Here is an 11,393-nt window from a genome sequence, read left to right as displayed (position 1 = left end):
GTTAGTTTGTTGTACCTGATTTTGGGGAACAGCTTCATTTCTTCGATTAGGACTCTGTAAGCGTGCTTGTAAACTCCTCCGAAGTGCAGGTGGGCTAGTATTGCGAAGGTTATCAGGTCGTAGAGGCTGATTATTTCCCTGTGAGTGTTTTTCGGGTAGTGTTTGCTGATTATCGGGTAGATTTCGGATTTTATGATCAGGATTTCCCTCTGAAAACTCAATACAACCACCAATCAACCAAAAAACTTAAGTACTTATAACCCTAACGATCTAATGGGAACTAGGGTAATATTTGTCAACAAAGGTAATTGAGCATCCCAGAATTGTAATTAATTATCTTCTGAAGTTCTACGATTTCAGGTATACAATGAGCTTGAGACCAGAATTTGAAGAACAATATGCCCAGTACTCGGAGATACTTTCGGAATTACAAAGCTATGGCGTAGATTTTGGTTCAATAGAAGATAAAATCAACGAAATAAATGAAAATGTTGAACAAATTGAGGAATACTATTCAAAGTATCTCGAACAGAAGTCGGTTTATTGGACTAAATATCCACTAGTGCCAATGGCTAACATTAGAAAAGCATACTTCCTTACAAAAGAAACCGAAGAAAAAATAAAAGAGATACTGCCGATACTGAACGCCACTCTTCAAGAAGTTAGGGAGTTAATCGCCCAACAGGCAAACCAAACCCTACCATCAGGAAATGAAACAACTCCGGGACCAAGCAACGTTACACAACCTTCAAATCAAACTATGAATCAAACAACCACAGTAACGGAGAATCAAACCCAAATAATAGTTAAGGTAGTTAGAGTTCTCATCGATGCAAGCCATGACCAATATTATAATGACCAAAGACTTAGCGGATTAATGACCAGAATAAAAGACGAGCTCGGATGGTTAGTGGATGTGAATCACCAAGAAAGCCTGAGCAAAGAGCTTCTCTCAAAGTACGACGTGCTTATTATAACAAATCCGGGAGAAGATATCACCGAACAAGAAGCGCAAGCAGTTAAAGAGTGGGTAAGGGAAGGTGGGGGACTGCTTATAACTGGAGACTGGTATAGATATGTGTATTACAAGAGCCTCAACAGGATTACAGAAGAATTTGGAATCAAATTCAACCCAGACGAGCTTATGGATGATGATAAGAATACAGGACGTTCATATTTCCCATTAATAGGTGAATTCAACTTCGACCATCCGGCAACTAGATTCCTAAACGAGGACTCACAGCTCTACTACAATGGAGGCACTTTAGATATAAGTGGAAATGCGGTCTGGATTGTCAGAGGATACCCAACCTCCTATGCAGTAGATAGCAGCGGAAAAGTAACAAAAGAGAAGGGCTCAAAACCCGTTGTAGCAGCAGCTGTTGAAGTAGAAAACGGCAGAATAGTCGCCTACGGCTCAAGCAAATCCCTCAGCGACGATTACTACGGAAAGTACATAGAAAGCAACTGGCCATTCCTGAAAGGGGTTTTGCTGTGGTTAGCAGGGGAAATCTGATTCAGTTCTCTTCCCCCATATTTTTACTCCATTTTTATATAAGCAAGGGATAATAAGAACATCATTTCTACATTCATCGAAACGAAACGATTTTATACTTCAAGAGGGCACTTTTATATGCATTAACCCGAGGTGATGTGCATGCATGAGCTTGTTGAATTTGCCGTCGAAAAAGCCCAGGAGCTGGGTGCGAGTTATGCAGAAGCAAGGTTCGAGGAGAAGAACGGAACGGAAATAGTCATGAAGAACGGCAACCCGGAAGGGCTTGGGATATTAGCCGATAGAGGTATAGGTATCAGGGTTCTTGTGAACGGCGGGATGGGCTTTGCTTCTACAAACGTCTTAACAAAGGAAAGCGTGGAAGAAGCCGTTAAAAAAGCTGTAAAGCTCGCAAAAGCCGCGGCAAAATTAAGAAATAAGCCCATACAGTTCAGCGAGGAAGACTTCCATCAGGTTTTCTACGAAGTGAAGATGAAGAAGGACTTCAGAAATGTTAGTGCCGAGGAAAAAATGGAATACCTCAAGCTCATCGAGGAGAGTGTAAAAGAAACCGGCGTAAACACCCCAATGCGCTTCTTGAGGTATGGAGACTTCATGTGGCACAAGGTTTTCATGAACAACGAAGGAGCCCTTGTCGAGAGCCTTATACCTAGGGTTTCCATAACTTACAATCTAGTTGTCTTCGAGGACGGACAGATGGAGCAGGCCCCATTCGTCCAGAGGGCATTTTCCGGCGGGCTTGAGCTTATTGAGAAGGATAAGCCATGGGAGTGGGCCGTTAAGGATGTCAAAGCCCTTCAAAAGCTAATAAAGGAGGGACAAAAGCCGCCGGAAGGGAAAGTCGATGTTGTCATAAGCCCAGAAGTTGCTGGTATAGCAGTCCACGAGAGTGTTGGGCATCCCTATGAGCTCGACAGAATAATGGGAAGAGAAGCGGCTCAAGCTGGAGAGAGCTTTGTAAAGCCCGAGATGCTTGGAGAAAGAATTGGAAGTGAAGCTGTGACCGTTATAGAAGACCCAACAATTCCGAACAGCTGGGGCTTCTACCTATACGATGACGAGGGTGTAAAAGCGAGGCCGAGGTATCTCATCAGAGAAGGTATAATAAACGAGTTCCTGATGAACAGGGAATATGCTGCTTACCTTGGAATGAAATCAAACGCGGCTGCGAGGGCACTTAACTACAACCGCGAGCCTATAGTGAGGATGGCAAACACATACTTAGCCCCGGGAGATTACTCCTTTGAGGAGCTGATTGAGGACGTCAAGCTCGGCGTCTACATGGTGAGCTTTAACGAGTGGAACATAGACGATAGGAGATACCAGCAGAGGTACATCGGCAGAGAGGCTTACCTAATCGAGAACGGCGAGATAAAGCACCCAGTAAGAAGACCAGTTCTTGAGATAACCACCAAAGGACTGTGGAGCAGCGTCGATGCCGTCGGAAAAGAAGTAGAATTCTATCCGGGCACATGTGGAAAAGGCGAGCCTAGTCAGGGAGTTCCGGTATGGATGGGAGGGGCCCATGCGAGACTTAGGGATGTCGTGCTGAGGAGGTGAAAAAAGATGTTCGAGATTAACGAACTAATCCTGAAAAAGGCAAAGGAGCTAGGCTTTGGCGATGTTGTTGTATTGGCTTATGAGCAAAACAGGAGGCAGGTGAGGTTTGCCAACAACGAGATAACCGTTGCAAAGAACTGGCACACACAGAGGGTGGAGCTTTTCGTTGAGTACCAGAAGAGATTGGCCTCAACAACTTTAACAGCTCTGGATGAGGAGACAATAGAAAAATCTCTTCAAGCACTCATGAAGAGCGTTAAAAACCTTGCTCCCAAAGAGGACTACTACGGAATAGCCGAGGGGCCCTTTGAATACAGAGACATCCCCGAGACCTTTGATAAGGCGATAATTGAGCTTGATGAGCCAAACGAATACGTTGAGGCTGCAATAAATGCCGCTCTCGAAGAAGGAGCAAAGAGAACCGCTGGCGTCCTTTACACCGACCACAACAAGCTCTACCTAACAACAAGCAACGGCGTCGAGGCTTTTGACGAGGGAACGGGGATAGAGATAAGCATAAGGGCATTCATAGGCGACGAAGAGAGCGGACACGGAACAAACTCTGTGAGAGTCCTCAAAAAGTTTGACCCAGAGAGTGCGGGAAGGAAAGCTGGGGAAATTGCAAAGATGGCCGTCAATCCTGTTCAAGGTGAAGCCGGGACTTTTGACGTGATATTCGACCCACTAGCATTCGCTAACTTAATGCGCTACATGAGCTCCATGAGCTCAGCCTTTGCTGTAGAGGCGGGATTCAGTTTCCTAGTGGGCAAACTCGGGCAAAAGGTTGCAAACGAGGGTGTAACGATCAAGGACATAGGTAACATGCCAAACGCCTATGGAACAAGGAAATTTGACGACGAAGGTGTTCCTACAAAGGAAACAACAATAATTGAGAACGGAGTTCTGAAGACATATCTCCTCAACACAAGCTTTGCAAAGAAATACAACACGGAAACCACTGCAAATGCAGGTTTGTTAATGCCTCATGCATGGAACGTATACCTCTCACCGGGAGACTACTCGAAGGAGGAGCTCTTCAGCGAGGTTAAGCGTGGAATCTACATAACCAACGTGTGGTACACAAGGTTCCAGAACTACGTTACCGGAGACTTCTCAACGATTCCAAGGGATGGAGCATTCTTAATTGAGAACGGCGAGATAGTAAAGCCCATAAGGAACATAAGGGTAAGCGACAACCTCCAGCACATACTTGAGAGCATTGCAGCATTAGGAAAAGACCTCTATCACATCCACTGGTGGGAAGTCAATACTCCAGTGTTTACCCCCTATGTCCTGGTAAAAGATGTTGGAATAACAAGGGCTACAAAGTAAAGCCTTTTTCTTTTCTAAATTATTTTCAACAGGCCCAAGCTTGGTATTAGGGTTATGAGGATGCTCAAAAGCCCTCCAATGATGAGGGCTGGTATGGTCTTTCTTTTTTCCATTCCAAAGATATAAGCGGCTAAACTGCCCGTCCACACTCCCGTCCCCGGAAGAGGTACGGCAACAAAGATGATAAGACCCAAAAACCCCCACTTCTCCACGTAGGGATGCGCTTTCTTTCTAACCCTTTCCACATACCTCAGATACAAATCGGCAAATTTCCCCAGGGGAGTGTTTTTGAGCCTGAGCATTACCCAGTCTACCAGGGGCAGAAGGAGCGGTAAAGCCAAGGAAAGCAGCAACACTCCAAGAGATGCCATAATCAAAGTACCGGGAAGAGAGTAACCCCTACCTATGCCATATACTATGGCATACCTCCCCTCAAACGTTGGAACAAGTGAGAGCAAAAACACCTCGAGCAGACCGTTCATTTTGAGCACCAAACTCATAAAAATAAAGAGGGGTTAAAAACCTATTCCCGCTCTCTCGTTTACTTTCTTCCAGTTTCGCCGATAGAAGAACGAATATCTGCCACGGGTAATTTTCTCTTCCCACTTCTCTACAAGCTCTTTTTCCTTTTCAAATGCCCATTTTGTGAGTTCTGCAAGGCTTTCGTTCTCTTTAAGTTCCCTCGTCCGTCTTATTATCTCCATCTGCAGCTCATCCCTTTCCTTCAAGAACTCCTCAATGTACCTCTGATAGCTAGTCTGGAACAGCCTGTGGAACTTTTCAATTCTCCACCAGTAGTTTTTAGGATTATAGCGGTTCGTAGGCACCTCTGACTCCGGAATTCCACCTTCAAAAGATATTGGCTTAAAAATGCTCAAACAGGGAAGTGAAGTTCCGGTGAACCAGTGTACATCCCTCCCAAGCTCCGAGATTTGAGATGAAGCGGTTTGGGAAGGCCGTGTTAAACCACCATAGTGCATGCAGATATCTCTCATGGAGCCTTTTTCAGGGGAATATGGTTCAAAGCTATGAGACCTTAGAATTTCTATCATGTACTCAAAAGTTATCTCTCCCTCTCTTTCTTTGAGTTTCCGATATGTGAAGGCTCTCCTCTCCCTCCCATGGGCAAAGTGGGTATAGAATCTATCGGAGAAGTGCTTTGCAAAACTGAAGTTTGGCCTCTTGGCGAGCCTCTCGACGCTTTCCGAAGCTAAGTCCCAGTCATCATCTATAGTGAGAGCATTTGAAATAGAATAGATGCTCTCAATCTTCTTCGCAACCCAGTGCTTGCCAGCAGTCTCTAAAACCCACGCCTCTTGTGGATCCGCAATTATAAATGAGTTGCTGTAGAGCAGTCTGTGCTCATAGCTACCATTTCCTCCCTGCCCATGGCTCTCGATTATATCAATTATGAAATGAAGTGCCTCTTTAGAGGTTTTCGTTCTTTCAAGGGCAAGCCTTATCATGTCCATTCCTAGGATTCCTTTCTCCGGGATTTTCTCCTTGGTGAAAACAGCGGTATTGCCTATCGCAAGCCCAAACTCGTTAACTCCCATCTCAGCACCCCAAATCCACCAGGGGCGAGAAAGAATCACCGCGTAAGTCTCTTTAGCCTGAGGAAATTCAACGTATGTTAGCTTAACGGTTTCTTCCTCATGCTTCTGTCTTGGAATAACTTCAAGAACCTGAGCCTCATTTGGGTCTCTGTCGCTGTTTTTCGCAAAGAGCATTACCTTTTCTTCAGTAGCTTTAGGCGTTGCAACAAGAATATCACACATATACAGCACCTAAAAAAGATTGGAGATAGAGGTTTTTAACAATTTGGAAAAGCATCAAGGCTTCAAGCAATCTATGGAGTCTAGGTACTCCCCTTTCTCCTTGTCCCAGTGGGAGTGATAGAACCAGTCAGCTGCTTTGCAGTATTCAAAGAGTTCATCCTCTTTGAAGTAGAGAGCTATCTCCCTCTTTGCTGTTTCCTCGCTGTCTGAGGCATGAATAACGTTGTAAATCGCATCTCCCACGTCAAGACCGTAGTCTCCCCTTATGGTTCCCGGTTCTGCATCCTTGGGGTCAGTTGCGCCGCACATCTTTCTTACGACGCTTATAGCATACCTACCTTCGAGAACCATGACTACGCTTGGCGCTTTTGTGATGTAGTCTATCAGGGGCTCAAAGAAGGGCTTTCCTTTGTGCTCTTCATAGTGCTTTTCTGCCAGTTCTCTATCGATGTGAATCATCTTCATTCCGATTATTTTAAGACCTTTCTTCTCGAATCTGCTTATAATTTCACCTATAAGACCTCTAACAACAGCATCGGGCTTTATAATCACAAGAGTCCTTTCCGTCTTGTTCATTGGCAACACCAAGAAGAATAAGCCCGAGGATTTAAAATCCTTTTTAGTCCCGCACAAGATTTATAACTTACCTCTGCCTTTTCCCTCTGGTGAAGAAAATGGAGTTCAGGGAAATCATACTCAAATATGCGCTCATCAATGCAGTGCAGCATGATGGAAAAGCAAACCCTAAAGCTGTTATAGGAAAAATACTGGGCGAGAACCCGGAGTTGAGACCAAAGGCAAAAGAGATAATTCCTCTTGTCAATGATGTTGTTCAGGAAGTTAACTCCATGAGCAAGGAGGAGCAGGAAGCAAAACTCAGAGAGATCTATCCCGAGTTCTTTGAGGAGAAGAAGGAGAAAAAAGAAGAAAAGAAAGGCCTCCCACCACTACCAAAGGCAGAAAAGGGAAAAGTAGTCACGAGATTTGCGCCAAACCCGGATGGAGCTTTTCATCTTGGAAATGCAAGGGCAGCTATCCTAAGCCACGAGTATGCAAGGCTCTATGATGGAAAGTTCATCCTCAGATTTGACGACACCGATCCAAAGGTTAAAAGGCCAGAGCCCATATTCTACGACTGGATAATTGAGGATTTGAAGTGGCTCGGCTTCCAGATAGATGAGATTCACTACGCGAGCGACAGGATCGAAATTTATTATAAATACGCTGAAGAGCTCATAAAGATGGGAAAGGCGTATGTATGTACCTGTGAGCCGGAGCACTTCAGAAAGCTTAGAGACGAAGGAAAAGCCTGCCCCCACAGAGACCTTCCCCCAGAAGTCCAGCTAAAAGAGTGGGAAAAGATGCTCAACGGGGAATACAAAGAGGGAGAAGCTGTTGTTAGAATTAAGACCGACCTAAACCATCCAAACCCGGCTGTTAGAGACTGGCCGGCCCTTAGGATAATTGACAACCCCAACCACCCAAGAACCGGAAACAGGTACCGCGTATGGCCGCTCTACAACTTTGCCTCCGCTATAGACGACCACGAGCTTGGTGTTACACACATCTTCAGAGGGCAAGAGCATGCCGAAAACGAGACGAGGCAGAGATACCTCTACGAGTATTTTGGGTGGGAATACCCGGAGGCAGTCCACCACGGAAGGCTCTCCATTGAAGGGGTAATCCTAAGCAAATCCAAGACAAGAAAGGGTATTGAAGAGGGCAAGTATCTCGGCTGGGACGACCCAAGACTTGGAACTATCAGAGCACTGAGGAGAAGAGGCATTCAGCCAGAGGCCATTAAGGAACTTATACTTGAAGTCGGGCTCAAGAAGAGCGACACAACCGTAAGCTGGGACAATCTAGCTGCAATAAACAGAAGGATACTTGAGCCAATAGCAAACAGGTATTTCTTCGTCGCCGACCCAATTCCGATGGAGATTAAGGGGTATGATGAAGAATTCACAGCAGAGATACCTCTCCATCCCGATTACCCGGAAAGGGGAGTTAGGAAACTCAAATTCACCCCCGGAAAGCCAATTTATGTCTCAAAAGACGACCTTGAGCTATTGAAGGACAACGAATACATCAGGCTCAAGGATCTGTTCAACGTCAGAATAGTTGAAGTTAGCGAAGAAAGGATCACAGCAGAGTTTGACAGCATTGAATACGAGAAAGCCAGAGAGAACAAATGGAGGATGATTCACTGGGTCCCCGAAGGCAAGCCGTGCGAAGTTCTTGTCCCAGAGGGAGAAGAGCTTATCGTGAGAACCGGACTGCTCGAGAAGAATGCGAACTTAAAAGTTGACGACATCGTGCAGTTTGAACGCTTTGGCTTCGTGAGGGTGGACAAAGTTGAAGGGGATAAAGTGATAGCGATATTTGCTCACAAATGAGCCTTTTCTTTTTTCCACCCCAATACTCTTGACTGCAGGTGCCTTTTTGGAAAAATCGTGAGAGGGTCTATTCCTCTTTCCCGCAAAAGATGTCTAAGCTCAACCTCATAGTCAGATTTTTCGAGCTTTTCACTTTCTTTAAGCTCCACCACGAAAAGCTTCTCCGTAAGCTCTCGTATTGTCTTATAGCCCAGACCGAGAAGAGGCCTTATGTACTGAACGTTAAACCTGTCCTCAAGGCTTCTCGTTTTTCTCTGATCAAGGAAGGGCACTCTGTCATCTCTTCTTGTTCCATCGCTTATCCTTTCCACATGCTCAAGCTTTGCAACTTCCTCCAACGCTCTTTCGTGGATAAACTGAATTGCATTGCTAGGATGGGAGTCCCTTATGCACATCTCAGCCGCTTCCTCAAGGATTTCCCTGTCAAGGAAGATTACCTCATGGGAAAAGCCAAGGGCTTCAGCAGTCTCTTTTGCATATTTCCAGCTGTCGAGGACTCCAAAGTTAATCGTGATAAGCTTTACCTCATATCCCAGCTGTCTCAGGATGTATGCCGCGAGTGAAGAATCTTTTCCACCGCTGTAAAAATGATAAACCTCCATAGAGCTCACCAGTGGTTAAAAAGGTTAAAATCAGAGAGCACTCCAAAATGGATCCTGCTGGGCCTTCACCTTTGCAGTCTCTTTTAATGCCCTTATATCGCTCTCGTCCAGTATGTCTTTGAGCTCTTTCACAAGCCTTACTGCGTCGTCTCTGCTTATATCGACGTAGAGTATCTCTCCGGGATGAATGTGCCTTCCTACTATTGCACCGTCGATGGCTATAGCAACCTGATCTCCTCTCTTTGCCTCCTGCAGGAAGTCTTCTTTTGACTTGATTGATTTTATAACGCCGACTCTCTCTCCGTTCTGCTTCATAAGTGGATACCCTGGCTTTATTCTGCCTTCAAGGACCTCTATCCCTACTATCGCTGGGTGGCTCCTTCTAAAGATGTAGCGTTCGTCCGGAAAGATTCTAATGACTCCGGGGAACTTCGTCTGAGCCAAGAGCTCTTTTTTCTTCTTTTCTTCCTCAGCTTTTACCCACGCCTCGTAGTCTTCTATGACTTTGTAGATAATGTTTCCAACGAATATCGGGACATTTTTGGCCTTTGCAATTTCCTCTGCATCTTCGTTAACTTTCACATTGAAGCCTATGACAACACCGTAGCGGGGCTCTTCCTCTTTTACGCTCAGTGCTTCCATAACGTCTGTTTTGCTTATGTTCCCAACATCTGCCTTTCTTATTGGGATGTTCTTTGCTTGCAGCTCTTTGCTAAGTGCTTCAAGGCTTCCTATCGTATCAGCTTTTACAATGACCCCAACTTTGTCGGTGCTTATAATTACACTCTTTATCTGCTCAAGGATTTCCTGCTTTGCTCTTTCTATCTCTTCCTCACTTCTCGCCGCTATAACGGGCGAACCCGCAAGGGCATCTTCTAAGTTTGGAGCGGCTATCTTAATACCAGCCGCGGCAGAAACTTCTTCCACCTGATCAAAGCGGTATCTTGGGTCTCTTATCTCATCGAGGGGTTTCGGTTTAAGGAGAGCCCTTATTTTCGTAACGATTGCCTTGTCCTTGCCACCCACGACTATTATGTCGTCTTTTCTCAGTGTTCCATCATAGATTATCACATCTATTGTGGTTCCAAATCCGACTTCTTCCCTAACTTCTAGAATAGTTCCTCTCGCAGGCCCTTCAACCTCTATCTTCAGCTTTTCTTCGAGATATTTCTGGGCCAAACCGGCTATAAGTACCAGCAGCTCTGGAATGCCAATTCCATATTTGGCTGAGATGGGTATTATAGCAAGCTCTCTTCTGAAGTCCTGAACACGGTCAAATCTGTTGGCCTGGAAGCCGAGTTCATAAAATTTTCCAATTAACTCCCAGAGCTTTGTCTCAAGCTCCTGAACTGCTCTTTGGTCTTGTTTTTTGATATTCACCAGGAAAGGCTCGTTTTCAACGATTTTCCACCCTTTTATACGGTCAATTTTGTTTGCAGCAACAACAAAAGGAGTCCTGTATTTTCTCAAAATCTCTATGCTCTCAAGAGTCTGGGGCTGGAAGCCCTCGTTTATATCAACAATAAGGATTGCTAGATCAGCTAAACTGCTTCCCCTAGCCCTTAAGCTTGTAAAAGCTTCGTGACCGGGAGTGTCTATAAAAAGCAAGCCCGGAATCTTGATTTCACCCTTCCACAAGCTTAAGAGGGGCCCGGCAAGTTGTCTGACCACTTCGATAGGAACTTCAGTAGCACCAATGTGCTGGGTAATCCCACCGGCTTCTTTCTCCGCTACACGTGTATTACGTATCCTATCGAGTAATGTGGTCTTACCGTGATCTACGTGCCCAAGAACGGCTATAATTGGTTGTCTAATCTTTTTCATAATCTCACACTCCACAAAACTTTTGATAAGCGTTACGGGATTAACTAAAACACCCGCTTTTTAAAGGTTAGGGGGGCGTGTTTATAGTAACCTTTATTAGGGTTTTTGCTGAATTCTTTCGGGTGGTTGTCGTGATCCCCAGATGGGATCACAGACTCAAAGACCCTGAAAGCGTGGCATTCGCAATTCTTGACGTTTTAGCAGACTTCGAATCAGAAGGAAAGCTGAAGAACCTGCCAAAATCCAAAAAATTTCCAGTAAAAACAATACTGGCAATACTCCTCTTTAAACAATACTACAACCTACCTCTCAGAGACGCCCAGCACTACGGCAGAAAATTCTTCGGAGCAAACATTCACTACTCAACCCTCCACAACTGGGAGAA

At 45.2% G+C, this 11,393-nt stretch carries 10 protein-coding genes and 1 pseudogene; 5 read left to right on the top strand and 6 right to left on the bottom strand.

Translation table 11 applies throughout. The annotated features are described in order from the left end of the window. A pseudogene (locus GBV73_RS09040) lies at positions 1-230 on the bottom strand (IS982 family transposase); the annotation flags it as partial. A 62-nt stretch (positions 231-292) separates the two neighbouring features. On the opposite strand from GBV73_RS09040, the gene GBV73_RS09035 reads away from it, so the two are divergent. The 3 genes from GBV73_RS09035 to GBV73_RS09025 all read left to right on the top strand — a co-directional run bounded on the left by GBV73_RS09035 (position 293) and on the right by GBV73_RS09025 (position 4,408). Then, complete coding sequence (locus GBV73_RS09035) at positions 293-1,516, top strand: DUF4350 domain-containing protein (protein WP_152880878.1); 1,224 nt, start codon at positions 293-295, stop codon at positions 1,514-1,516. A 141-nt stretch (positions 1,517-1,657) separates the two neighbouring features. Further along, on the top strand, positions 1,658-3,076 hold the full coding sequence (locus GBV73_RS09030) for a TldD/PmbA family protein (protein ID WP_152880876.1): 1,419 nt from the start codon (positions 1,658-1,660) through the stop codon (positions 3,074-3,076). 6 nt (positions 3,077-3,082) lie between these two features. Next, positions 3,083-4,408 (top strand): TldD/PmbA family protein, encoded by a 1,326-nt coding sequence (locus GBV73_RS09025; protein WP_152880874.1) that lies wholly within the window; start codon positions 3,083-3,085, stop codon positions 4,406-4,408. A 14-nt stretch (positions 4,409-4,422) separates the two neighbouring features. On the opposite strand, the gene GBV73_RS09020 is transcribed toward GBV73_RS09025, so the two are convergent. From GBV73_RS09020 to ndk, 3 genes are read right to left on the bottom strand one after another with little or no spacing between them, the layout of a single operon-like run. Further along, positions 4,423-4,890, bottom strand: a complete 468-nt coding sequence (locus GBV73_RS09020; protein ID WP_152880885.1) for a COG2426 family protein — start codon at positions 4,888-4,890, stop codon at positions 4,423-4,425. A 33-nt stretch (positions 4,891-4,923) separates the two neighbouring features. Beyond that, positions 4,924-6,186 (bottom strand): C69 family dipeptidase, encoded by a 1,263-nt coding sequence (locus GBV73_RS09015; protein WP_152880883.1) that lies wholly within the window; start codon positions 6,184-6,186, stop codon positions 4,924-4,926. Between the two features lie 54 nt (positions 6,187-6,240). Next, the gene (gene ndk / locus GBV73_RS09010; RefSeq protein ID WP_042698008.1) at positions 6,241-6,762 is read right to left on the bottom strand and encodes a nucleoside-diphosphate kinase; all 522 of its coding nucleotides are present in this window, start codon (positions 6,760-6,762) and stop codon (positions 6,241-6,243) included. Positions 6,763-6,860: 98 nt separating this feature from the next. Between ndk and GBV73_RS09005 the strand changes: the two genes are divergently transcribed. Continuing rightward, entirely contained in the window at positions 6,861-8,582 is a 1,722-nt protein-coding gene (locus GBV73_RS09005; protein ID WP_152880880.1) for a glutamate--tRNA ligase, read from the top strand. Here GBV73_RS09005 and GBV73_RS09000 read toward each other — a convergent pair. Next, entirely contained in the window at positions 8,573-9,184 is a 612-nt protein-coding gene (locus tag GBV73_RS09000; protein ID WP_152880872.1) for an asparagine synthase-related protein, read from the bottom strand. The two genes, GBV73_RS09005 and GBV73_RS09000, sit on opposite strands and share 10 nt — an antisense overlap. 30 nt (positions 9,185-9,214) lie before the next feature. Continuing rightward, positions 9,215-11,008: a translation initiation factor IF-2 gene (gene infB, locus GBV73_RS08995; RefSeq protein WP_152880870.1), complete on the bottom strand. Its 1,794-nt coding sequence runs from the start codon at positions 11,006-11,008 to the stop codon at positions 9,215-9,217. 77 nt (positions 11,009-11,085) lie between these two features. On the opposite strand from infB, the gene GBV73_RS08990 reads away from it, so the two are divergent. Then, positions 11,086-11,393 (top strand): hypothetical protein (locus GBV73_RS08990; protein ID WP_152878962.1); only part of this gene is annotated, 308 nt, incomplete at its 3' end.

Origin of the sequence: Thermococcus sp. 101 C5, assembly GCF_009372125.1 — an archaeon.
Classification (GTDB): Archaea; Methanobacteriota_B; Thermococci; order Thermococcales; family Thermococcaceae; genus Thermococcus_A; species Thermococcus_A bergensis.
The sequence above is the reverse complement of the archived record's forward strand: the minus strand, read 5'-3'. Positions and strand labels throughout refer to the sequence as shown.